General features: G+C 67.3%; 23 protein-coding genes. 14 read left to right on the top strand and 9 right to left on the bottom strand.

Annotated features, from left to right (window positions below):
- Positions 1-177: 177 nt before the first annotated feature.
- Genes ABG80_RS07555 through arsC form a run of 6 tightly spaced genes read left to right on the top strand, consistent with a single transcriptional unit; the run spans position 178 to position 3,203 of the window.
- Positions 178-513, top strand: a complete 336-nt coding sequence (locus ABG80_RS07555) for an ArsR/SmtB family transcription factor (protein WP_058087120.1) — start codon at positions 178-180, stop codon at positions 511-513.
- 12 nt (positions 514-525) lie between these two features.
- Positions 526-1,080, top strand: a complete 555-nt coding sequence (locus ABG80_RS07550; RefSeq protein ID WP_058087119.1) for an ArsI/CadI family heavy metal resistance metalloenzyme — start codon at positions 526-528, stop codon at positions 1,078-1,080.
- An 8-nt stretch (positions 1,081-1,088) separates the two neighbouring features.
- Positions 1,089-1,577, top strand: coding sequence for an arsenate reductase ArsC (locus ABG80_RS07545; RefSeq protein ID WP_058087118.1), 489 nt, complete (start codon positions 1,089-1,091; stop codon positions 1,575-1,577).
- A gap of 2 nt (positions 1,578-1,579) precedes the next feature.
- The gene (locus ABG80_RS07540; RefSeq protein WP_058087117.1) at positions 1,580-2,083 is read left to right on the top strand and encodes an arsenate reductase ArsC; all 504 of its coding nucleotides are present in this window, start codon (positions 1,580-1,582) and stop codon (positions 2,081-2,083) included.
- Positions 2,084-2,090: 7 nt separating this feature from the next.
- A complete protein-coding gene (locus ABG80_RS07535) occupies positions 2,091-2,774 on the top strand; it encodes an aquaporin (protein ID WP_058087126.1) in 684 nt (227 codons plus the stop codon).
- Between the two features lie 3 nt (positions 2,775-2,777).
- Positions 2,778-3,203 carry an arsenate reductase (glutaredoxin) gene (gene arsC / locus ABG80_RS07530; RefSeq protein WP_058087116.1) on the top strand — a complete coding sequence of 142 codons (426 nt, stop codon included), beginning with the start codon at positions 2,778-2,780 and terminating at the stop codon, positions 3,201-3,203.
- A gap of 6 nt (positions 3,204-3,209) precedes the next feature.
- Here arsC and ABG80_RS07525 read toward each other — a convergent pair whose 3' ends face one another.
- Positions 3,210-4,424, bottom strand: a complete 1,215-nt coding sequence (locus ABG80_RS07525) for an HD-GYP domain-containing protein (RefSeq protein ID WP_058087115.1) — start codon at positions 4,422-4,424, stop codon at positions 3,210-3,212.
- A gap of 339 nt (positions 4,425-4,763) precedes the next feature.
- Between ABG80_RS07525 and ABG80_RS07520 the strand changes: the two genes are divergently transcribed.
- Genes ABG80_RS07520 through ABG80_RS07510 form a run of 3 tightly spaced genes read left to right on the top strand, consistent with a single transcriptional unit; the run spans position 4,764 to position 9,035 of the window.
- On the top strand, positions 4,764-7,028 hold the full coding sequence (locus ABG80_RS07520) for a sigma-54-dependent transcriptional regulator (RefSeq protein WP_058087114.1): 2,265 nt from the start codon (positions 4,764-4,766) through the stop codon (positions 7,026-7,028).
- Between the two features lie 41 nt (positions 7,029-7,069).
- Entirely contained in the window at positions 7,070-8,308 is a 1,239-nt protein-coding gene (locus ABG80_RS07515) for a DUF917 domain-containing protein (RefSeq protein WP_058087113.1), read from the top strand.
- Positions 8,301-9,035: an aspartate/glutamate racemase family protein gene (locus ABG80_RS07510; RefSeq protein ID WP_058087112.1), complete on the top strand. Its 735-nt coding sequence runs from the start codon at positions 8,301-8,303 to the stop codon at positions 9,033-9,035. Before ABG80_RS07515 ends, ABG80_RS07510 begins: the two co-directional genes overlap by 8 nt.
- Before the next feature lie 41 nt (positions 9,036-9,076).
- Here ABG80_RS07510 and ABG80_RS07505 read toward each other — a convergent pair whose 3' ends face one another.
- Positions 9,077-9,877 (bottom strand): sulfite exporter TauE/SafE family protein, encoded by an 801-nt coding sequence (locus tag ABG80_RS07505; protein WP_058087111.1) that lies wholly within the window; start codon positions 9,875-9,877, stop codon positions 9,077-9,079.
- 4 nt (positions 9,878-9,881) lie between these two features.
- Positions 9,882-10,241 carry an ArsR/SmtB family transcription factor gene (locus ABG80_RS07500; RefSeq protein ID WP_058087110.1) on the bottom strand — a complete coding sequence of 120 codons (360 nt, stop codon included), beginning with the start codon at positions 10,239-10,241 and terminating at the stop codon, positions 9,882-9,884.
- A gap of 91 nt (positions 10,242-10,332) precedes the next feature.
- On the opposite strand from ABG80_RS07500, the gene ABG80_RS07495 reads away from it, so the two are divergent.
- The 4 genes from ABG80_RS07495 to ABG80_RS07480 all read left to right on the top strand — a co-directional run bounded on the left by ABG80_RS07495 (position 10,333) and on the right by ABG80_RS07480 (position 14,169).
- Entirely contained in the window at positions 10,333-11,208 is an 876-nt protein-coding gene (locus ABG80_RS07495; RefSeq protein WP_058087109.1) for an MBL fold metallo-hydrolase, read from the top strand.
- Positions 11,209-11,377: 169 nt separating this feature from the next.
- On the top strand, positions 11,378-12,196 hold the full coding sequence (locus tag ABG80_RS07490) for a substrate-binding periplasmic protein (protein ID WP_083505908.1): 819 nt from the start codon (positions 11,378-11,380) through the stop codon (positions 12,194-12,196).
- Positions 12,193-12,375 (top strand): hypothetical protein, encoded by a 183-nt coding sequence (locus ABG80_RS07485; RefSeq protein WP_058087108.1) that lies wholly within the window; start codon positions 12,193-12,195, stop codon positions 12,373-12,375. Before ABG80_RS07490 ends, ABG80_RS07485 begins: the two co-directional genes overlap by 4 nt.
- Before the next feature lie 54 nt (positions 12,376-12,429).
- On the top strand, positions 12,430-14,169 hold the full coding sequence (locus ABG80_RS07480) for an ATP-binding protein (RefSeq protein WP_235513778.1): 1,740 nt from the start codon (positions 12,430-12,432) through the stop codon (positions 14,167-14,169).
- Here ABG80_RS07480 and ABG80_RS07475 read toward each other — a convergent pair.
- From ABG80_RS07475 to ABG80_RS07460, 4 genes are all read right to left on the bottom strand, one after another.
- Positions 14,145-14,909, bottom strand: a complete 765-nt coding sequence (locus ABG80_RS07475) for a hypothetical protein (protein WP_058087106.1) — start codon at positions 14,907-14,909, stop codon at positions 14,145-14,147. The two genes, ABG80_RS07480 and ABG80_RS07475, sit on opposite strands and share 25 nt — an antisense overlap.
- A 13-nt stretch (positions 14,910-14,922) precedes the next feature.
- Positions 14,923-15,975: an SAM-dependent methyltransferase gene (locus tag ABG80_RS07470; RefSeq protein ID WP_200964281.1), complete on the bottom strand. Its 1,053-nt coding sequence runs from the start codon at positions 15,973-15,975 to the stop codon at positions 14,923-14,925.
- A 101-nt stretch (positions 15,976-16,076) separates the two neighbouring features.
- Positions 16,077-16,859 carry a DUF1295 domain-containing protein gene (locus ABG80_RS07465; RefSeq protein WP_058087105.1) on the bottom strand — a complete coding sequence of 261 codons (783 nt, stop codon included), beginning with the start codon at positions 16,857-16,859 and terminating at the stop codon, positions 16,077-16,079.
- A gap of 134 nt (positions 16,860-16,993) precedes the next feature.
- Positions 16,994-17,878 carry an SDR family oxidoreductase gene (locus ABG80_RS07460; RefSeq protein WP_058087104.1) on the bottom strand — a complete coding sequence of 295 codons (885 nt, stop codon included), beginning with the start codon at positions 17,876-17,878 and terminating at the stop codon, positions 16,994-16,996.
- A gap of 197 nt (positions 17,879-18,075) precedes the next feature.
- Between ABG80_RS07460 and ABG80_RS07455 the strand changes: the two genes are divergently transcribed.
- Positions 18,076-19,230 (top strand): acyl-CoA dehydrogenase family protein, encoded by a 1,155-nt coding sequence (locus ABG80_RS07455; RefSeq protein WP_058087103.1) that lies wholly within the window; start codon positions 18,076-18,078, stop codon positions 19,228-19,230.
- 92 nt (positions 19,231-19,322) lie between these two features.
- Here the strand turns inward: ABG80_RS07455 and ABG80_RS07450 are convergent, their stop codons facing one another.
- Complete coding sequence (locus ABG80_RS07450; RefSeq protein WP_058087102.1) at positions 19,323-19,928, bottom strand: PEP-CTERM sorting domain-containing protein; 606 nt, start codon at positions 19,926-19,928, stop codon at positions 19,323-19,325.
- A 137-nt stretch (positions 19,929-20,065) separates the two neighbouring features.
- A complete protein-coding gene (locus tag ABG80_RS07445; protein WP_058087101.1) occupies positions 20,066-20,971 on the bottom strand; it encodes a DMT family transporter in 906 nt (301 codons plus the stop codon).
- Positions 20,972-20,980: the final 9 nt, after the last annotated feature.

Raw genomic sequence — 20,980 nt, 5'->3', positions numbered from 1 at the left:
GATTGGACAGGCTCACGTTGCCTCGCTGCAGTGGAAGGCAATGCTCGATGCGCGCGAATTGCTTGGGTGTGATCTCCATGTCGGGCAGTGTCCAGCATGATGCCCAGCGTTGCAATTAGTGTTAACAGCCCCTAGTTCGTGCTTGCGCCAATTCAATTATTCAATAATAATTGAAGCATGGAAGAAGAGACCGTCATCGCCTCCCTGGCCGCCCTGGCCCAGCCCGTGCGCCTGCGCGTGTTCCGCGCCCTCGTGGTGGCTGGCCCGGCCGGGCTCACGCCCACGGCCTTGTCCGAGCAACTCGGCGTGGCGGCCACCACCTTGTCCTTTCACCTCAAAGAGCTGACCCACGCCGGCCTGATCGACCAGGAGCGCGAGGGCCGGCACCTCATCTACCGCGCGGTGTTCGCGCACATGAACGCCTTGCTGTCCTACCTGACCGAGCACTGCTGCGCCGGCCGGCCCTGTGACGAAGCGGCCTGTGTGCCCGCCTCGCCCTGTTCCACCTGCTGAGAAAGGTCCACCATGAAGCGCTTTCACGTCCACGTTCACGTCCAAGACCTGGCCCGCAACATCGACTTCTATTCGAAGATGTTCGGCGCCCAGCCCGCCCGCGTCGAAGCCGACTACGCCAAGTGGATGCTCAACGACCCGGCGGTGAACTTCGCCATCTCCACACGCGGGCATGGCCACACCGGGCTTGACCACCTGGGCATCCAGGTGGACAACGACGCCGACCTGGCCGCCATGAAGGCGCGCGCCCAGGCGGCTGACCTGTCGCTGATCGACGAGGGCGCCACCACCTGCTGCTATGCCCGAAGTGACAAGCACTGGGTGATCGATCCGCAGGGCCTGCCCTGGGAGCACTTCCAGACGCTGGGCTCGATCCCGGTGTTCCGCGAAGCCGAATCGGCCGTGAATGACGAGGCCGCCAGCGTTGCGCCGACCGGGGAGGCTGTCAGCGCCAGTGCAGTCCCTGGCGCCGCAGCGGCTGCCGACGCATCGGCCTGCTGCACACCGCGCGTTGCGGGCAAGCCCATCGGCATCCCCGTCAAATCCGTTGGTTCTTCTTGCTGCTGAGGTCTGGCATGCGCACGTTCAATGTTCTGTTCATCTGCACGGGCAACTCCGCCCGCTCCATCCTGGCCGAGGCCCTGGCCAACCACCTGGGCAACGGCCGCTTTCGGGCCTGGTCGGCGGGCAGCCACCCCAAGGGCGAGGTGCACCCGATGGCGCTGTCCACCCTGGTCGGCTTGCACGTGCCTGCCGAAGGCATGAGCTCCAAGAGCTGGGACGTGTTCGCCGCACCCGATGCCCCGGCGCTCGATTTCGTGTTCACCGTGTGCGACAACGCCGCAGGCGAGGTCTGCCCGGTGTGGCCTGGTCAGCCCATGACCGCGCACTGGGGCGTGCCCGACCCGGCTGTGCCTTGCGACAACGCGGTCGAGCAACAGCGACGCTTCCTCGATGTGGCGCACGTGCTCAAGCGCCGCATCGAGCTGCTGCTGGCCTTGCCCATCGACAAACTTGAACCCCTTTCCCTGCAATCCAAACTTGACGCCATCGGCCGAGAGTGACCATGACCACCCACGTCCTCATCCTCTGCACCCACAACTCCGCGCGCAGCGTGCTTTCCGAAGGCATGCTCAACCACCTGGCTGCCAAGCTGGGCAAAGACGTCAAGGCGCACAGCGCCGGCAGCGCGCCCAGCGGTCGGCTCAACCCGTTCGCGCTGCAGGCCCTGAACAACGCCGGCATCGACACCGCGGCCTACCGCAGCAAAAGCTGGGACGAGTTCACCTCGCCCGAGGCTCCGCCGCTGTCCATCGTCATCACGGTGTGCGACAGCGCGGCGGCCGAGGCCTGCCCGGTCTTCTTCGGTGGCCATGGGCAGCCTGTGAAGGTGCACTGGGGCTACCCCGACCCGTCGAACGCCGAAGGCGGCGACGAGGGCAAGCGCCGTGCCTTCGAGCTCACGCGCCAGGCCATCGGCTACCGCATGCTGCAGCTGCTGGACCTGCCGCTGCAGACCCTGCCGCGTGACGAGCTGCTGGCTGCCTTGCAAGCCATCGCCAGGAGCTGAGGCCATGATGCCGACGACGTCGAGGCGCCTGTTGGGCGAGTTCCTGGGCACGCTGCTGCTGCTGGCCGTGGTCATTGGCTCGGGGGTGATGGCCGAGCGGCTGGCCCAGGGCAACGTGGCGCTGGCCTTGTTGTGCAACACCGTGGCCACGGTGTTCGGTCTGTTCGTGCTGATCGAGGTGTTCGGCCCGGTCAGCGGGGCGCATTTCAACCCGGCGGTCAGCCTGGTCATGGCCTGGCGGCGCGAGCTGCCTGCAGCCCTGTTGCTCGCCTACATCGTGGCCCAGTTGGCCGGGGCGGCTTGTGGGGCCTGGTTGGTCCACGCCATGTTCGAGATGCCCATCCTGCAGTGGTCGAGCAAGCTGCGCGCCGGTGGCGGCCAGTGGCTGGCCGAGGCGGTGGCCACGGCAGGCCTGCTGCTGGTGATCTTGCGCGCCTCGCCGCAGCGCGTGTCGGCCCTGGTGGCTTGCTACATTGGCGCGGCCTACTTCTTCACGGCCTCGACCTCGTTCGCCAACCCCGCCGCAGCCTTCGGGCGCATGTTCTCGGACAGCTTTGCCGGCATCGCGCCGCAAAGCGCGCCCGCGTTCATGCTGGCGCAGTTGGCTGGGGCCGCCGTGGGGGTGCTGCTGCACGCCTGCCTGGGCAAGGCTGCCGCGTCCCCCATCCCGTCGTCTTCTTCACAGGCCTGAGCCATGAGCGCTGTCACCATCTTCCACAACCCGCGTTGCGGCACCTCGCGCAACACCCTCGCCCTGATCCGCAACGCCGGCATCGAGCCCACCGTGGTCGCCTACCTGGAGACCCCACCGTCGCGAGAACAGCTCGTGCAGTTGATCGCGGCCAGTGGCCTGTCGGTGCGAGACGTGATGCGTTCGAAAGAAGCGCTGTGCAGCGAGCTCGGTTTGAACGATGCGGCGCGCACCGACGCCGAGCTGATCGACGCGATGCTGGCCCACCCCGTGCTCATCAACCGCCCGATCGTGGTGACCGAGCTGGGCACCCGCCTGTGTCGGCCGTCGGAGCTGGTGCTCGACATCCTGCCGGCGCCCCAGCAGGGGCCCTTCACCAAAGAAGATGGCGAAGTGGTGATCGACGCGCAGGGTCAGCGCGTGCGCTGAAGTGTTTCAGGCTGCTTGGGGCGCCAGGCTGTTGCCAACCACGCTCCACAGCTTGTCAAGCTCTTCGCTCTCGTGGGGCAGCCAGCTTTCGTCCAGCCAGCAGGACACGCGGCGCAGGGACTGCACCCGAAAGCGCAACTCCTGGTGGGCCAGGTGCAACTCGTGCAAGTGCTCGCCCGCCAGGTGACGGGGCGCCCACAGGCCCAGCGCGTCGCACGAGCGCAGCAGCTGCTCGAGGATGGGCGAGACCATGCGGGCCGTGCCGCTGACCTTGGGTGACGCGGAGCTGGCGGCCAGCACCCACGACTCCCTCAGTGCAGCTTGGAGCCCGTTCTTGAGTTCCTGGGCGGCGTCCCAAACGACCTGCCCATCCGGGCAAGGGGTGATGCGCCCTTGGCCCTGGTGGCGCCGCGCAGCCTGGCTGGCAAACGACACGGCGGAGCCGTCGAACTCCCCCGGCACCAGGCGCACCGCCAACGCGGCGTGTTCCCAGGCGTCGGGCTGCTCCGAGCCCAGCACCCCCATGAAGGTTTCGACCGCGCTCAGGCGCGCACCCAGCCAAGACAGGTAGCGCACCCGGGCCGGGTAGCCCAGGCCGTTGCCTCGTTCGTGGTGTTCGCCCACGGCCCGACAGAGTTCCTTGGGGTAGTCCGTCTGGCGTTGCAGGAGCATCTCGCCCACGCGCGGGTGCACGCAGATGCTGCGCCAGGCTTCCGGCCCCAGCGGCAGGTCGTCTCGAAGGTAATCGGGCTGGATGTAGAGCTCGCCAATGTCGTGCAGCAGCCCGCCCAGCATGCTCAGGCGCTGCTGGTAGCGGTCGCCACCGGCGTGCAGCGCCAGGGCCCCAGCCAGCAGCATCGACTGGATCGCGTGCTCGTAGGCCTGTGGGCTGCTGCCGCGCGCAGCGGTCAACAGCAGTTGCGCCACCGGGTGCAGGGGCAACCGGGGGATGTCGCTGAGCAAGTCGCTGGCCCACGGGCTGATCGCGCTGTGCAGCAGCGTCAGGGTGTCCACCAGTCGGCGGGCCATTTCGACCATTTCGCCATGGGTGACCCCGTCTTCTGCCCGCAGGCAGGATTCCAGGGGTTGACTGAGCTTTCGCTCAAGCAGCCTCTGTTGCAAGGCCCGTGAAACGGGCTGGCCCTTGGCCCAAAGCTTGGTGCCGTTTTCGTCCAGGATGTCCTCCTGGGCGACGATGTGACACGATTCACTGGCCTTCATGATGGACGCCAGTGCATGGGGGTTCGTGACCCCTTGAGTCTGTGCCGTTGCCTGCATGTTTCGACAGTCACCTGTTCGACAGCGCGAATTCCCCGAGCAGATGCCTTGTTGTGTGTGGCCGTCGCTGGCGTGACGTTCGCGCTGACACGTCACGGGCTTCGGCCTGGCCTTGACACCTTTACTGCAACCGTCGTGCCAGGTCGGATTTGCCCCGCATCAGCCTCGTATCGAGCCTTTTCAAGCCTTTCTGGGTGTTTTTTGTGGACGAATTCGTCCGCTATTCACCCGCAGGGTGGACGAAATGGGTAGGATGTCACCTCTTGTCATTTGAAGTACCCCATGCGCGACATCCCCGCAGGCCTGCCAGCGATCGAACCCCGGGTGGTCGGGCGCGCGCCCGCCTTCCTGCACCTGTTGCGCTTGCTGGACCGGGTGGCTCACACCGACCGTGCGGTGCTCATCTCAGGGCCGACCGGGTCGGGCAAGGAGGTGATGGCGCAGCTCATCCACCACCGCAGCCGAGATCCGCTGGCGCCTTTCCTGGACATCAACTGCGGCGCTTTGCCCGAGCACCTGGCCGAGGCCGAGTTGTTCGGCTACGCCAAGGGCGCTTTCACCGGTGCCGTGGCCAACCACCCCGGCTTTTTCGAGCGCGTGGGCACGGGCACCTTGTTCCTGGACGAAATCGGCGAGTTGCCCCTGTCCCTGCAGCCCAAGCTGCTTCGGGTGCTGGAGACGCGCTCTTTCCGCCCCGTGGGCTCGACCGAAGTCCGCCGCTTCATGGGCCGGGTGGTGGCAGCCTCCCACCGCGACCTCGAAGCCTTGGTGCGCACCGGCCACTTCCGCGAAGACCTTTACTACCGCCTGGCGGTGTTCGTGCTCGACGTGCCGGGCCTGGATCAGCGCCGCGAGGACATCCCCGAGCTGGCGACACATTTCGCCTCGCTGCAACCCCGCCCGATCACCTTCAGCGAGGCCGCGCTGCAGCGTCTGCAGCACCACGCCTGGCCGGGCAATATCCGCCAGCTGCGCAGCGTGGTCGATCGCCTGGGCGTGCTGTCCGAGAAATCGCACATCACCGCCGAGGAGCTGGCTGACTTCCTGAACCCGCAGGCGATCACCGAACAAGTCGACCCGGTTTCGCTGGCCGATGCCCTGCTGACCCTGCCGGGTGAAGACAAGCTCGCTGCGGCAGAGCAGTTGCTCATCGACCGCGCCATGCAGCTCAGCGAGGACAACAAGTCGGCAGCGGCCCGCCTGCTGGGTGTCAGCCGCAAGGCCGTTGAGCGTCGGCTCGCCGCGCGCAGCGAGCGCCAGCGCACCGCCGAAGACTGCCTGGAGGAAGCCCAGCGCCACATCCAGGCCGCCGCCTTCAAAGAGGCCGTGCCGCTGCTGCGCATGGGCCTGGACCGCGTGCGCAATGTGGGCCCTTCACCCGAGACCCAGCGCCTGAGCTACGACCTGCACCGCCTGCTGGGCGTGAGCCTGCGCAGCCTCGAAGGCTGGCTCAGCGCCGACGCTTTGCAAGCCTACGAGGCGGCGTTTCACGCGGGTGATGGCGTCGTCGACAACGCTGAGCTGAGCTCCATCCTGTTCGGCATCTGGACCACCCAGCTCATGGCCATGGACCTGGGCAAGGCCCGCGGCACGGTGCAGGAGATGCTGCAGCGCGCACAGGGCAGTGGCGACGCCGACCTGGTGGCCGAAGCCCATGTGGCCATGGCCAACACCCTGTTCTGGCTGGGCGACAGCGCCGAGGCCCTGGCCTGCCTGCAGCGTGGTGGCCTGGCGCCGGTGGCCGATCAGGAGCGCGGCCGCACGCAGGGCTTTGACCTGGTCGGGCTGGCGCTGAACTTCGAGGGCCTGGCCGCTTTCCAGGTGGGCGACTTTGCACGGGCCGAAGCCGTGCGCCAGCGCCTGGTGCGCCGCGCAGAGCAGACGGCCGAGCACCCCTTGAACCAGGCCATCGCCTTGCAAGGTGCCGCCTGGCTGGCCTGCCTGTTCGAGGACATGGACGCGCTGGGCCCTTTGGCCGCCGACCTGGAGAAGCTCTCGGCTCGCCACGGCTTCGTGTTCTACCTGGGCGTGGGCCAGATCTTCCGTGGTGTGCACCTGACGGCGCAAGGCCGCTTTGACGAGGCCGAGACCGCCATCCGCGACGGCTTCGAGATGCACATGCTGCGCAACGGGGGCAAGCTGTTCTACTCCTTCCACGCCTGGAAGCTGGGCGAGGCCCTGCTGCTGGCTGGCCATGCCGCCGAGAGTGACCGCCTCATCAGCCAGGCCATGGACGTCTGCCTGGACCACCAGGACCGCGCCTACCTCGGCGAGCTGCTGGACGTGCAGGGCAGGGCGCGCCAGGCCATGGGTGACCTCGAAGGCGCCGAAGACGCGCTGCGCAGCGCCATGTCCACCTCGCTGGCGCTGGGCGCGATGCCGGCGCGCATCCGCACCGCCACCCACCTGGCCGAGCTGCTTCACGCCTCGGGTCGCACCCGCTCCGCGCGCGACCTGCTCGACAAGACCCTCAGGCCGCTCGACAAGAACGCCCCTTTTTCCGGCTTGCATCGGGCTTTGACGCTGCTCGAACAACTCGCAACATGAGCCTCCTTGCGTAAGGCCCATGGTGGGCCGGGGAGAGCGCGATGGCGATGACACTCAGGCGGGTCGACCTGGAGCCTTTGCTCCTGGGCGGATGTTTCTTTGGCAGCGGCGGCGGCGGCACGATCGAATCGGCCCAGGGGCTGGTCGCGCATTTCGAGAAGGGGTCTTACTACCCGAGCGATGAGGTCCGGGTGGTGACCGTGGACGAGGCCACCGATGGCGAGTCGGTCATGGTGGCCTACATGGGCTCGCCCGAGGCCATCGACGGCGCGGCCTACCCGGTGGGCCCGGTGCTGGCGGTCGAGCAGATCCAGGCGCACCTCAAAAGCGAGGGCCGCAAGCTGGGCTACGTGGTGCCGCCCGAGAGCGGCGCGCTGGGCTTCTCGGTCGCCTGCCTGGTGGCAGCCAAGCTGGGCCTGGCGGTGGTCGATGGCGACGGGGCAGGGCGCGCGGTGCCTTCGCTGCCGATGCTGACTTTTGCGGCCCGGCACGTGGACCCGCGCCCCGCCATCCTGGTCAGCCAGGACGGCCTGGCGGTGGAGCTCGATGTCACGCCGGCCAAGGGTTCGGGCGGCGACCGCCAGCATCAGCAGGATGTTTCGACCATCGTCGAACAGATGATGCGACCCATCGTGGCGGCCCCCGAGTTCAAGCAATTCGGTGGCCTGGCCATGTGGGTGATGACGCCCGCCAAGCTGCGCGAGGCCCTGCCCATCACGGGCACGCTGACGCGGGCGCTGGAGTTCGGTCGTTCGGTGCGTGCCGGTGCTTTCAAGAGCGTGGACGAGGTGATCAAGCAGCTGCATGACCGTTGGGGCGTGAAGGCACTGGCGCTGTTCCCCACCGGTGAGTTGTGGGAAGCGGCGGTGGACACCACCGGTGGGTTCGACCTGGGCACCGTGACCGTCAAGGCAGGCGGCCACACGGCCGAGGTGCTGTACCAGAACGAGTCGCTGCTGGCCTGGGCCAGCGACCGCGCGCAGCCTTTGTGCATGGCGCCCGACAGCATCTGCTGGTTCTTCGAGGGCGATGGCGAAGTCGTGGCGTCGAATGGCGACATCGTTCAGCCCGATGGCAGCCTGAACCCGGCTTACCGCGGGCGACCCGTCACGCTGCTGGGCCTGTCTGCGAACCCGCTGCTGCGCGTGCCGAACGGGCTCATCCTCGACAGCTTCATGCAGCAGGTCAACACGCTGGGCTACCGCGGACCATACGTGCCGGTGGAAAAGCTCGCGGCCATGCCCGTTCATGCTTCGCACCAGGAGGTTCAGCATGGCTGATGCAACCCGCCGTTTGCGCATCGCGATCATCGCGCCCGTCAACACCAGCCAGTTCAACGACCTGTTGCTCAAGGCCGTGGCGCCCGTGCTGCCGCCCGATGTGGACGTGAGCGTGCACAACATCGACCAGGGCCACGACTGCATCCAGAACCGCACCGACTGGCTGGAAAACGGCTTTCCGGTGGTGAAGCTGGCCAAGTCGCTGCAGGACCAGGGCTTCGATGGCATCTGGTTGAGCGACTTCGACATGTGCGGTGTGGAGGCCGCTCGCGAGGTCATCGACATCCCGATCATCGGGGGCTTCCCGACCTCGGCGTTCACGGCGCTGGGGTTGAGCCAGCGCTTCGGCATCCTGACGATTTTGCCCAGCACGCTGGCCATGCAGCAGGGCCATGTGCTGACGTATGGGCAGTCAGAGAACTTCGCCGGCATCGCTCCCATCGATTGCCCGGTCGATCAACTCTCGAACGTCGACGTGGTGGTGGCCAAGTCCTTCCCGGTGGCGCTCAAGTTGATCAACGAGCGCGGGGCGCAGTCGCTCTTGCTGGGCTGCACCGGCTTCGTGGGCGTGGCCGAGAAGCTCTCGGTGCTGCTGAGCGAAGCGCTGCAGGCCTATGTGCCGGTGATCGACCCGAACCAGGCGGGCATCGGCTATTTGATCTCGCTGGTGCGCATGGGCATTCGGCCCAGCCGCCTGTGCTACAGCCCGGCGACGATCAACGGCTGACGCCCCCGGCCGAGCGATCCGGGCCGCCTTGGCCCCATGGCTCAAAGCCCGCCCGCTGCGCGCGCCAGCATCAGCGCGGCGGTGAGCAGGCTCAGCACGGCGAAGCCCCGCTTCATCCAGCTCACGGGCAGCAGGTCGGCCCAGCGCCGGCCTGCCAACAAGGCCAGCACGGCCCCGCCAGCAAAGGGCAGGGCGAGCTCGACCGACACCGACCCGTGCCCGATGGCCGCGCCCACACCACTGATGGACACCAGCGCGATCACCGCCAGCGACGTGGCTTGCACGCTGGGCAGGTCGAGGTCGGTGTGGCGCTGCAAGGCGGGCACGATCACGAAGCCACCGCCCACGCCCACCAGGCCACTGAGCAGGCCCGATTGCAGACCTGTGACGGCCAAAGCGCGTGCGCAAGGAGCGGTCCACTTCAAGGGCTCGCCCGGCGCGATGACCTGACACGGCACCTGCTCCAGCCGGGTGGCCTCGCCGCCCGGCAAGGCGCTGTCACGCCACGCGCGCCAGCCCAGCCAGGCCAGCAGCGCCGACATGCCCAGCAGCAGGGGCATGGCGGGCAGTTGGTGCGCCAGCCACACGCCCAGCGGTGCGGCCAGCATGCCCATCAGGCCGATGAGCAGCGCAGCGCGGTAGCGCACGATGCCTTGCCGCAGGCCCAGCACCGCGCCCAGTGCCGCAGCCAGCCCCACGGCCAGCAAGCCCGCGGGGGCGGCTTGTGCCATGGGCTGATGCAGCACCAGCACCAGCAGCGGGATGGACAACACGCCACCGCCCGCGCCGGTCAAGGCCAGCACCAGGCCGATGAGGGCGCCCAGCAAGGCAGTCGTCAACATGGGTTCATTCGGGCATGGCCTGGCTGCACATGCGCTCGTGCAGCACGGTGAGCACGGCCAGTGCGTCTTCGCTGACCAGCTTGTAGAAGATGTGTTTGCCTTCGCGGCGGGTGGCGACCAGGCCTTCTTGCCGGAGCACGCCGAGTTGCTGCGACAGCGTGGGCTGGCGGATGCCGAGGTCTTCTTCCAGCTCGCCCACGCAGAACTCGCCCTGGGCCAGGCGGCACAGGATGATGAGCCGGTCGCCATGGGCCAGCACCTTGAGCAGCGCGCAGGCCTGGTTGGCCGAGGCTTGCAGCGATGCCAGGTCGGGCTTGGGCGGGCGAGGGCGCGTGAGTTCTTGCGCAGGGTCTTTCACTTGCATGAATTAAATTATGTTGACGAATAGATTGTTTGTCAATAAAGTGATTGCATCAGCTTGAACTCGGCTCTTTGCAGCCGTCATCGGGAGTCCCATGAGCCCCTCCGCCGCCCCCGCCCTTGTCCAGTCGTTTTTCGACCCAGCCACCAGCACTTTCACCCACGTGGTCTACGACCAGGTCGGTGGCCGCGCCGCCATCGTCGACCCGGTGCTGGACTTCGATCCGGCCAGTGGTCGCACCCGGCGCGACTCGGCCGATGCGGTCATCGCATTCGTGCGCGCCAAGGGCTTGACGGTGGACTGGATCCTGGAAACCCACGCGCATGCCGATCACCTGAGCTCGGCACCGTACCTCAAAGCCGAGTTGGGAGGGCGCATCGCCATCGGCGAGGCCATTCGACGCGTGCAGGGTGTGTTCAAACCCATCTTCAACCTGGAGCCCGGTTTCGCCACCGATGGATCGCAGTTCGACCACCTGTTCGCCGACGGCGAAGTGTTCTCGATCGGGGCCTTGAAGGCCCAGGCCTGGCACGTGCCCGGGCACACGCCGGCCGACCTGGCTTACGTGGTGGGCGATGCCGTGTTCGTGGGCGACACCCTGTTCCCGCCTGACGTGGGCACGGCGCGCTGCGACTTCCCCGGCGGCGACGCGCATGCGCTCTACGGCTCGATCCAGCGTCTGCTGGCCCTGCCGCCTGAGACGCGCTTGTTCATGTGCCATGACTACCCGGTCACCGACCGCGCTCCCTTGGCCGTTTGCACGGTCGGCGAGCAGCGCCAGGGCAATGTCCATGTGCACCAGGGTGTGGACGAGGCCGCGTTCGTGGCCATGCGCCAGGCGCGCGATGCCACGCTGGCCATGCCGCGCCTGATCCTGCCGTCGATTCAGGTCAACGTGCGGGCAGGGCACCTGCCACCGCCCGAGGCCGATGGCCGCCGATACCTGAAGCTGCCGGTGGATGTGCTCTGACGAAGAGGCCCCGCTGCGCCATTGAGTGCACCCTGGTGCGCAGGCCATCGTCTAACGTCAAACGCTGGTGCGTCACCCTGGCGCCGCAACACCGCACAGGCCCGTGTTCATGCGGGTGGGCAGTCGCACCAAAGGACGATACAGTCACCTTCGAGACCAGGAGGTGGTGATGCTCGGTCGGGCGGTTCGGTGGATGGGTTTGGCGTGCGCTTTGGGCGCAGGCGCGGCTTCGCTTCGCGCCGAAACCATCGTCATCGGCGCCGAGGACGACTGGCCGCCTTACAGCTATCGCATGGCTGGCAACGACGAGCCGCAGGGCCTGACACCTCGCCTGGTGCGCCAGGCGTTTGCCAGCCAGGGCGTGTCGGTGCGCTTCCGCACGTTGCCGTTCGCGCGCTGCATGCTGGAGGCTGAAAAGGGCACCGTCGTGGCCTGTTTCAACGCCACGCGCACGGCGGCCAACGAGGCCCTCTACCACTGGCACCCAACTCCCATGTTCGAGGAAGAGCTGGCGATCTTTGCCAGGCGCAGCCCGGACACCTCTGTGCCCATGCGACAACTCGTGCAGGAAGACCTGCGCGGCAGCAGTGTTGGCATCACCGTGGGCTACACCTACCCCACCTCGTTCATGTCGGATCCCCGCATCCAGCGCAAACCAGCCACGTCCGACGGCAACTTGCTGCACATGCTGGCCGCTGGTCGCGTCGACTACATCCTGGTCAACACCTTGCCCGCCTGGTACCGCTTGCAAGTCGACCCAACCCTGAGTGGACGGGTGCAGCGCGTGGGACGCATCAGCGTCGATGGGTTCTGGCTGGGCTTCACCCGCGCCAGGCCTGAGGGCGAGCGACTGGCGCATGCATTCGAGCAAGGGCTGCGCGCCATCAAACGCTCGGGTGAGCACCAGCGCATGCTGGACGAGCTGCGTCGACAGTGGGCGCCGGCCTCCGAGTCGGCGCCGGCTGAGGCCGCGAAGGGGCGACGATGATCCGCTCGATCTCGCGCCGACTGGTTCGGCAGGTGCTGCTGATCAGCGTGGTGGTGGCCTGCCTGGCAGCGGCCTACCAGCTTCACGCGGCTTACCGCAGCGGCCAGGACGACCTGGATGCTTTCCTTGAGCGCATCGGTGCAACCCACGTGCCGGCCCTGTCGGCCAGCGTCTGGTAGCTCGATGAAGGTCAGATTCGCCACCAGCTGGCGGGCATCGCACGCTACCCCGATGTGAGCCGGGTGAGCATCGACAGCGACCTGCCTTTCGCGGTGGCCCCTGTGGTCGGTCCCGTCAAATCAGGGTGGTCCATCTGGTCGGCCCCAACCGAGGTGCGCGAGTACCCGCTGCTGGCGCCCGACGAAGATGGCATCCAGCCCGGTGTGCGCGCCCAGTCGGTGGGCACCTTGCGCGTCGAGGTCTCGCTCAGCGGCTTGCTGGGGCGGGTGGGCAACATGGCCCTGGGCATTTTGCTGACCGAGCTGGTGCGCTCGGCGGCCCTGGCGCTGGTGTTGCTGGTGGGCGTGCGGCAGCTGGTGTTGCGCCCGTTGCAGCAGGTCTCGCGCTACGCGGGCGAGCTCGGCCTGGACCAACTCGACCAGCCGCTGCACCTGGAGCGCCCACGCCACGACGGACCCGATGAAATCGACGTGCTGGCCGTAGCGATCAACGACATGCGGGCCTCGTTGCTTGAACAGGTCGAGACGCGTCAGGCCATGGAGCGTCAGGCCCAGCAACTGGCCGTCGAGAAGGAAGCGGCCGAGCTGGCCAGCGCAGCCAAGGGCGAATTCCTGGCCAACGTCAGCCACGAAATCCGCACGCCCATGAACGCCATCATCGGCATGGCCGACCTGACCCTGCACAGCGGCCTGCCCGAGCCCCAGCGTGGCTACATCCAGCGCGTGCGCTCCTCGGCCGACCTGCTCATGGGCATCCTCAACGACATCCTCGATTTCTCCAAGATCGAGGCGGGCAAGCTCGACATCGACACCGTTGATTTCGACCTCGACGACGTGGTGCGCAGCGTCAGCGAAATCGTCGGGGTGAGGGCCCGCGAGCAGAGCCTGATCCTGAGTTCCGAGGTGGCCCCCGACGTGCCGCCTCGCCTGCGCGGGGACCCCTTGCGCTTGCAGCAGGTGCTGCTCAACCTCATGGGCAACGCCGTCAAGTTCACCGCCCGGGGCCGGGTGGCTTTGCGGGTCGACACGGTGGCGCCTGTGGCTTCTGAGGGTGAGGCGGGTCAGGGGCTGCGCCTTCGCTTCATGGTGCAAGACACGGGCCTTGGCATGACCGCCGATCAGATGAGCCGCCTGTTCCAGCCCTTCACGCAGGCCGATGCATCGACGTCTCGCCGCTTCGGTGGCACTGGGTTGGGCCTGGCCATCAGCCGCCAGCTGGTCGAGCGCATGGGCGGGCGCATCGACGTGGCCAGCGAGCCTGGGCATGGCAGCACCTTCTGGGTCGAGCTGCCTTTTGGCGTGGTGGCCGAAGCCCCCGTGTCGATGCCGACGGCGACCGTCACACGCCTGATGAGCCTGCCCGGGGCCGCCGACCACCCGGAGTTGGCTGGCTTGCGCGTGCTGCTCGTCGAGGACAACGAGGTCAACCAGGAACTGGCCGTGGCCTTGCTCGAGCGAGTCGGCATCCAGGTGACCTTGGCTGGCGACGGGCAACAGGCGCTGGCCTGCCTGAAAGCGGGCGAGTTCGACTGTGTGCTGATGGACTGCCAGATGCCCGAGATGGACGGCTACATGGCCACGCGCTTGATGCGCGAGCAGCCCGAGTGGTCGCGCGTGCCCGTCATCGCGATGACGGCCAACGCCATGTCAGGCGAGCGCGAGAAGGTGCTCGAAGCGGGCATGAACGACCACGTGCCCAAGCCGGTGCCGGTGGGCGAGCTCTACCGCAAGATCGCGGTGCGGACGGGGCGTCACCAGGCGGGCGGCGTTCAGGGCGTGGCCGCCGTTCGCTGAAGCCAGCGGGCTTCGGGCGGCACCGGGCCACCGTAGGTGATGACGACTTGCTTGTAGACCTGCTGCGTGCGCGGGTCGATGATGTTGGAGACGCCCCGGTAGCTGATCAGCCGCGTGCCCTGGCGGTCATAGACCAGCTCAAGCGGGTCGACCACCAGCCGGAGCAGCGAGTCGGGCTCGACGCGAAGTTTGACGGCCGGGGTCTGCTCGAAGGTGGTCTCTCCCACCTGTTTGGCGCGAAACCGAAAGCTGTCGATCTGGCCCGCCACGATGAGCCGAAAGCCCACCGTCTCGCCTTGAAGCAGCCTTGGCAGCTGGTCCATCAGCAGGTGATTGAAGCCCGAGTCGGCGGCCTCCAGGCCGGGCTCGCGCGCCAGGCTTTTGGTCTCCTCGCGCTCGCCATCCTGCTTGAACACGACCACCGGGTCCGCGTTGCTGCGGATGCCCTCGGTGTAGCGCTGCGCAGGCACCTCCATCTTGTAGACGGGGATGAAGCGGTTGGCTCGGTAGTCGAGCGACTTGCGGGCGATCTCGCGGCCCTGAGGATCCAGGTAGCGCGCCTGTGCCGTGAGCACCTTGCCGTCTGGCGCGCGGTTGAACTCGTGCACCTCGGCGTAGAGGAAGCGCTGCGTGGCCGCATCGCGCGCGAAGCCGACCACGGTCTCGGCCAGGCACAGGTCGTGCGCCAGCACCGAGGCGGCGGCCACGGCGGTCAGGCGCAACTGGTTGATGAAGTTCATGCGCGCCGCCCGCTCAACGTGCTTCGAACAGCAGGTGGGTCACGCCCCACTCGCTGCCGTGCTCGTAGCCGAAGAACTCCGCCACGGCCATGTAGAACATGCGCCAGCGCTGCACCCAGCGCTCGGCGTCATCGCCGTAGCACTGCTTGAAGGTGGCCAGCACGGCGGCCTTGTTGCCGTCCATGCCTTGCAGCCAGTGCTCGGCCGTCTTCTGGTAGTGCGTGCCGTCCACCCACCACTGGTTGACGAGTTTGACGTCGTCCTGGAACTGGGCCAGCAGTTGCTCGTTGGGCATGATGCCGCCCAGGAAGAAGTACTGGGTCATCCAGTCGCTCTTGTCCTTGACCTCGTAGGGGTAGGCGAGGGTGGGGTGGGCGAAGATGTGCACGAAGAGTTTGGCGTCGTCCTTCATCCAGCCGCGCACCTTCTTGAGCAGCAGCTGGTAGTTGCGCATGTGCTCGAACATCTCGATGGAGATGACGCGGTCGAAGCCTTGCTGCAGCGCGTCGGCGGGCATCGGGTCGGTGGCCACGTTGCCGGTGACGATGCGCAGGTTGTTGAAACCTCGCTGGCGGGCGCGGCCTTCGATGAACTCGCGCTGGCCATTCGAGTTGCTGAAGCCGACGATCTGCAGGTGAGGGTACTTTTCAGCCAGCCACAGGCTCAGCGAACCCCAGCCGCAACCGAGGTCGAGCACGCGGGCACCGGGGGGCAGGGCGTTGAGCTGGGCGCGTTCGGCGTAGACGCGCAGCATGGCCTCTTCGGCCTCGGCCAGCGTCTCGGTGCCACGCTCGTACCAGCAGCACGAGTACTTCAGGCGCGGGCCCAGGTGCTGGTGGAAGAACTGCGCCGGCACCTCGTAGTGCTGCACGTTGGCGTCTGCCGTGTGGATGGCGATCGGGCTGGCCTTGAGCTGGTCGACGAAGGCGCGGAACTCGGCCGTCCGGCGCGACAGCGGCATGTCGTGGTGCGCTGCCAGGCGTTGCGCCATCAGGCGCCGCATGCCGGCGCGGATCACGGCATCGGGCAGCAGGCCGGCTTCGGCCCAGTCGAGTGCGAACATCATGGTCGGATCTCCTGAATTGACGCGGGGGACTGACTGGACTTACGCAGCCGATGCGCGATCGGATGCAAAGGTTGTGCAGCGAATGTGCAGAGGCGATGCGTTCAGCCAGCCTTGGGGGGCCAGGGCACGAGCATGCTGGTGCGGCGCATGTACTCGGCGTAGCCGGGCTTGCGGCGGGCCATTTCGGCTTCGAGCAAGGGCACACCCGAAATCTTGAGCAGCAGCAGCACCATCACCAGCGGCGCGATCAGGCCCCAGGCCCACAGGTCGCTGCCCCAGGCCAGCGGCAGGTAGGCCAGCCAGTGCACGCACTCGAAGAAGTAGTTGGGGTGGCGGCTGTAGCGCCACAGGCCCACGTCGCAGACGCGGCCGCGTTGGCTGGGGTCCGCCTTGAAACGGCGCAGCTGATCGTCGGCCAGGCCTTCTCCCCACACCGACAACAGCAGGATGGCCACGGCCAGTCCCAGGGCCACGGGGCCGGGCGAGCCGTCGCGGTAGGCCGCGGGCAGGAAGGCGCTGCAGGCCAGGGCCAACGTGAACAGGTTCTGGAACTGGAAGAACCAGAACATCTTGGACTGCGCCTTGGGGCCCCATTCGGCGCGGAACTTGGCGTAGCGCCAGTCTTCGGCCGCGCGCCAGTTGCGGCGCCACAGGTAGGTGCCCAGGCGCAAGCCCCACAGGCCACCCATGGCGGCCAGGGTCCAGCGCACGTCGGGTGCGGCGCTGCCCGCAAGGGCGAACCAAACGGCCAGGCCGCCCAGCGCCCAGGCCCAGATGGCGTCGACGATGCCACCGTTGCCCTGCTGGCGCTGGATCAGCCAGGCGATGGACTTGGCCGCGAAAAGCAGGGCTGCGGCGACGAGCACCGCGTTCAGCATGGACATGGGGTGTCGCTGTTTTGAATCAAGGTTGCATTGATTCTAGGCAGCGACAAAGACCATGTTGGTGCCAAAGGGCTGGACAAAAGCTGGTCACGCCTTGAGCGGCGTCCCGATCCGGGCGCTCAGGCCCCAGCGGTTCAGCCCGCGTCGCCCTGCAGCACGCCAGGCGTCACCGCACGGTGAAAGCCATTGAAGCTGGGCGCCCCTGCGTGGTTGGGCGTGGGCATGACCGGGCTGTGCAGCGGCGCGCCGCCGTCGATGGCCACCGTGATGCCCGTGACGAAGGCGGCACCCGGGCTGAGCAGGAAGCAGATCACCGAGCTGACCTCGGCCTCCAGGCCCATGCGCTTGGCCGGCAGGTTGTCCTTGAGCATGCGGATCATGGGCGCCATGGCCGGGCCGTAGCTGTCCATGCCGCTGGACGCGATCCAGCCCGGGGCCACGGCGTTCACGCGCACGTGCGAGGCGGCCCACTCATAGGCAGCGGTCTTGGTCAGGTTGGCCATGCCCGCTCGTGCGGCACCGCTGTGCGCCATGCCTGGCATGCCGTTCCACATGTCGGCCGTCATGTTGACCACGGCCCCGCCATGCTTGGCCATGCTCTGGTTGTAGACCTCGCGCATCATCAGGAAGCCGCCGGTCAGGTTGTTGGTGACCACCGCGTCAAAGCCGCGCTTGGAGATGGCCGACACCGGCGAGGGGAACTGCCCGCCCGCGTTGTTGACCAGGCCGTGGATGCGGCCGTGTTTCTCGACGATGGCAGCCACGGCAGCCTTGACCTGGTCCTCGTCGCGGATGTCGAAGGCGGCGGTGAAGACCTTGCCGCCGTCCTCGGTGATCTCGGCGGCAGTGCGTGCCAGCTTTTCTTCGTTGCGGCCGGTGATGACCACCGTGGCGCCCAGCGCGGCCAGCTCGTGCGCCGTGCAGCGCCCGATGCCCGAGCCGCCGCCCGTCACGATGTGGACCTGGTCCTTGAACAGACCGGGGCGGAAGATGCTGTCGTAGTGGGCTGGGGTGCTCATGGGTGGTTTTCGGCAGGTGAGGAAAGGCCAGCGTGGGCGCAGTGCACCCAGCTTGATCGATGGAACGATTCTGTGTGCGAGTGACGTAAACGTCAATCAATGACCATATAGGTAAACTACCGATGGAAGGCGGCAAGGGGATTCCCTAGGCTGCTTGGCAACCCCGTCGCTCGACGTTCAGATCACCAGAGCCACCCATGACCCACCCCAGCTTCCCCACCTACTTCAACGAAACCCACGACATGGTCCGCGAGACCACGCGCCGCTTCGTGCAGCAGGAGATCCTGCCGCACATCGCCGAGTGGGAAGAGGCTGGCACGTTCCCGCGCGAGCTCTACCGCAAGGGCGGCGAGCTGGGCATCCTGGGCATCGGGCACCCCGAGCACCTGGGTGGCACCGGCGAGCACGACGTGTTCATGAAGGTGGCCGTCAGCGAAGAGCTCATGCGCAGCACCTCGGGCGGCCTGGTGGCCAGCCTGGGCTCGCTCGACATCGGCCTGCCGCCCGTGTGGCGTGGTGCCTCGCCCGAGGTGCAGCAGCGCGTCGTGCCGGCTGTGCTCAGCGGCGAGAAGATCATGGCCCTGGCCATCACCGAGCCCGGTGGCGGCTCCGACGTGGCCAACCTGCGCACCCGCGCCGTGCGCGATGGCGACCACTACGTCGTCAACGGCAGCAAGACCTTCATCACCTCGGGCGTGCGCGCCGACCACTACACGGTGGCCGTGCGCACCGGTGGCGAGGGCTACGGTGGCGTGTCGCTGCTGCTGATCGACAAGGGCACACGCGGCTTCAGCGTGGGCCGCAACCTGCAAAAAATGGGCTGGTGGGCGTCTGACACGGCCGAGCTGTTCTTCGAAGACTGCCGCGTGCCCGTGGGCAACCTCATCGGCCCCGAGAACGCCGGCTTCATGCTGATCATGGCCAACTTCCAGGCCGAGCGGCTGGCCCTGGCCGTCATGGCCTACATGACCGCGCAGATGGCGCTCGAAGCCTGCCTGGACTACGTCAAGGACCGCGTCACCTTCGGCAAGCCCCTGTCCAAGCACCAGGTCATCCGCCACAAGCTGGCCGAGATGGCCACGCAGGTGGACGTGGCCCGCGAGTACACCTTGCGCGTCGCCGCCCGCATGCAGGCCGGCAAGCCTGCGGTGCAGGAGGTGTCCATGGCCAAGAACTTCGCCACCGAGGTGTCCGACAAGGTCACCTACGAGGCGGTGCAGATCTTTGGCGGCATGGGCTACATGCGCGAGTCGGTGGTCGAGCGCCTCTACCGCGACAACCGCATCCTCGCGATCGGCGGCGGCACGCACGAGATCATGAACGAGATCATCGCCAAGCAGCTGAGCTTGTGAGGCATGGAAAAACCGCCTCCTGGTGACAGGGGCGGTTTGATCGGGGCGGCGACCGGCGGTGTCCGGGTCGTCCAGCAGCACTCAGCGAATTTTCAGCGCGCAGCCGACGCACGACGGCGGCGTGCCAGGCTCGCGACCAAACCCAAACCTGCCAGCGCGAGGGCCAGCGATTGCGGCTCGGGCACGGCCGTGGTGTTGATCAGCTTCTCGCTGCCACCCAAAGTCGGCAGGGCCTGCACATGCACACCAAAGCGGAACGCTCCGCTCTGGATGTCTGCCAGGGACACGCCACCCAGCAGGAACGACAGCGTTTCGCCGGCGTTGATGCCGTTGGTCATGGGCTTGGTGGCGGGCTTGAACTCCGCGTCGATGCTCCAGCCCAGGCTGGCGGGCAGGTTGGCGCCGCTGCCGGTGGTGTACAGCACGCCAGTGCCCTGGGTGCCGGCCAGTGAAACCGACTGCCCTGCGGCCAGGTCAAAGCTGATGCCGGTGATGACGGCCTGGTTGCCGACCGTGGCTGCGTTGCTGATGCTCAGGACGTTGTTCGACAAGCTCCAGCTGGCGATGCTGGTGCCTGCGGTGGTGCAGTCGTTGCTCAGGTTGACGCACTCGAAGCTCAAGGCATGGGCGCTTGCGCCGCCCAACGCCATGCAGGCAGCCAGAAACGACTTCAGGAGGGCAGGGCGCAAAGTGTTCATGGTGTTCGGGGCGTTTTGGGGTGTTTTGGGGTGTTTCAGGGCAACCAACTGAGGTGCCCTGGTGAATCTGCTTGCAGTTTAAGTCCGGCGCAACGGTTGGCCCATGCCGCAGATGAGGGATGACGCCCAGCCGTCCCTCAATGTCGGATTGGCCTTGACGCCAGCCAGGCGCCACCCGACACCAGCGCCAGCCCGGCCACCAGCCAGGGCGTGAGCGGCTCGTCGAGCAGCGGCACCGCGCCCAGGCCGGCCAGCACCGGCACCAGGGCCACGAGCGCGCCCATGCGCTCGGCCCCCAGGATGGACACCGCCTTGAGGAACAGGATCATGGCCACGATGGTCGGACCGATGCCCTGGTAGAGCGCCTGCAGCCACAGCATCGAAGCCGGCACCTGATCCAGCCCTTTGGGCAGCCACAGCAGGTAAACCGGCAGGTAGACCAGCGCCGAGGCGATGGCCACGAAACGGGTCAGCAGCCAAGGGTCGTAAACCCACTTCTTGACCAGCACGCTGTAAGCCGCCCAGGCCACCGACGCGGTGAGCAGCAGCGCGTCACCGGGCAGCGTGGACGGGCCATGCCCCAGCCCCGCGATCACCGGCACGGCCACGCACACCACGCCGAGTGCGATGGGCAGCAAAGCCAGCACGCGCTGGCGCGGCGGGCGCGTGCCCAGGATGGCCCACGCCAGCGCCGTCACCAGGAAGGGCTGCATGCCCGGCATGAGGATGCCCCCATGCGCGGCCGGCGCGAGCTTGAAGCCCGCGTAGGCCAACACCAGAAAGAGCAGTCCACCGATCAGCGCCAGCGTCCACAGGCGCCGGTCGCGCCAGGTGCCTGCAGGCAGCTTCAGCGAAAACGGCAGCAGGATCAACGCGGCCGTGCCCAGTCGCAGCGCGACGATGTCCCAGCCGGTGAGGGCGCTCTTGCCACCCAGCCGCGAGATCAGGATGAAGCCCGCCCAGATGGCCACGGTGCCGAGTGCGGCGGCGTAGCCGAGCCCGAGGTGGGAGGTCGAAGAGGGCGTGGCGGCGGACTGGCTCATCGCGGCAGT

Origin of the sequence: Aquabacterium parvum (assembly GCF_001447195.1) — a bacterium.
Classification (GTDB): domain Bacteria; phylum Pseudomonadota; class Gammaproteobacteria; order Burkholderiales; family Burkholderiaceae_C; genus Aquabacterium; species Aquabacterium parvum.
Note: the sequence above shows the minus strand (reverse complement) of the source record. Positions and strands in the feature narration are given on the sequence as shown.

Excerpts from the sequence above, each read along its gene's own strand:
- ABG80_RS07555 (WP_058087120.1), top strand. The coding sequence starts at position 178 with ATGGAAGAAGAGACCGTCATCGCCTCCCTGGCCGCCCTGGCCCAGCCC.
- ABG80_RS07550 (WP_058087119.1), top strand. The coding sequence starts at position 526 with ATGAAGCGCTTTCACGTCCACGTTCACGTCCAAGACCTGGCCCGCAAC.
- ABG80_RS07545 (WP_058087118.1), top strand. The coding sequence starts at position 1,089 with ATGCGCACGTTCAATGTTCTGTTCATCTGCACGGGCAACTCCGCCCGC.
- ABG80_RS07540 (WP_058087117.1), top strand. The coding sequence starts at position 1,580 with ATGACCACCCACGTCCTCATCCTCTGCACCCACAACTCCGCGCGCAGC.
- ABG80_RS07535 (WP_058087126.1), top strand. The coding sequence starts at position 2,091 with ATGCCGACGACGTCGAGGCGCCTGTTGGGCGAGTTCCTGGGCACGCTG.
- arsC (WP_058087116.1), top strand. The coding sequence starts at position 2,778 with ATGAGCGCTGTCACCATCTTCCACAACCCGCGTTGCGGCACCTCGCGC.
- ABG80_RS07525 (WP_058087115.1), bottom strand. The coding sequence starts at position 4,424 with ATGAAGGCCAGTGAATCGTGTCACATCGTCGCCCAGGAGGACATCCTG.
- ABG80_RS07520 (WP_058087114.1), top strand. The coding sequence starts at position 4,764 with ATGCGCGACATCCCCGCAGGCCTGCCAGCGATCGAACCCCGGGTGGTC.
- ABG80_RS07515 (WP_058087113.1), top strand. The coding sequence starts at position 7,070 with ATGGCGATGACACTCAGGCGGGTCGACCTGGAGCCTTTGCTCCTGGGC.
- ABG80_RS07510 (WP_058087112.1), top strand. The coding sequence starts at position 8,301 with ATGGCTGATGCAACCCGCCGTTTGCGCATCGCGATCATCGCGCCCGTC.
- ABG80_RS07505 (WP_058087111.1), bottom strand. The coding sequence starts at position 9,877 with ATGTTGACGACTGCCTTGCTGGGCGCCCTCATCGGCCTGGTGCTGGCC.
- ABG80_RS07500 (WP_058087110.1), bottom strand. The coding sequence starts at position 10,241 with ATGCAAGTGAAAGACCCTGCGCAAGAACTCACGCGCCCTCGCCCGCCC.
- ABG80_RS07495 (WP_058087109.1), top strand. The coding sequence starts at position 10,333 with ATGAGCCCCTCCGCCGCCCCCGCCCTTGTCCAGTCGTTTTTCGACCCA.
- ABG80_RS07490 (WP_083505908.1), top strand. The coding sequence starts at position 11,378 with ATGCTCGGTCGGGCGGTTCGGTGGATGGGTTTGGCGTGCGCTTTGGGC.
- ABG80_RS07485 (WP_058087108.1), top strand. The coding sequence starts at position 12,193 with ATGATCCGCTCGATCTCGCGCCGACTGGTTCGGCAGGTGCTGCTGATC.
- ABG80_RS07475 (WP_058087106.1), bottom strand. The coding sequence starts at position 14,909 with ATGAACTTCATCAACCAGTTGCGCCTGACCGCCGTGGCCGCCGCCTCG.
- ABG80_RS07470 (WP_200964281.1), bottom strand. The coding sequence starts at position 15,975 with ATGATGTTCGCACTCGACTGGGCCGAAGCCGGCCTGCTGCCCGATGCC.
- ABG80_RS07465 (WP_058087105.1), bottom strand. The coding sequence starts at position 16,859 with ATGTCCATGCTGAACGCGGTGCTCGTCGCCGCAGCCCTGCTTTTCGCG.
- ABG80_RS07460 (WP_058087104.1), bottom strand. The coding sequence starts at position 17,878 with ATGAGCACCCCAGCCCACTACGACAGCATCTTCCGCCCCGGTCTGTTC.
- ABG80_RS07455 (WP_058087103.1), top strand. The coding sequence starts at position 18,076 with ATGACCCACCCCAGCTTCCCCACCTACTTCAACGAAACCCACGACATG.
- ABG80_RS07450 (WP_058087102.1), bottom strand. The coding sequence starts at position 19,928 with ATGAACACTTTGCGCCCTGCCCTCCTGAAGTCGTTTCTGGCTGCCTGC.
- ABG80_RS07445 (WP_058087101.1), bottom strand. The coding sequence starts at position 20,971 with ATGAGCCAGTCCGCCGCCACGCCCTCTTCGACCTCCCACCTCGGGCTC.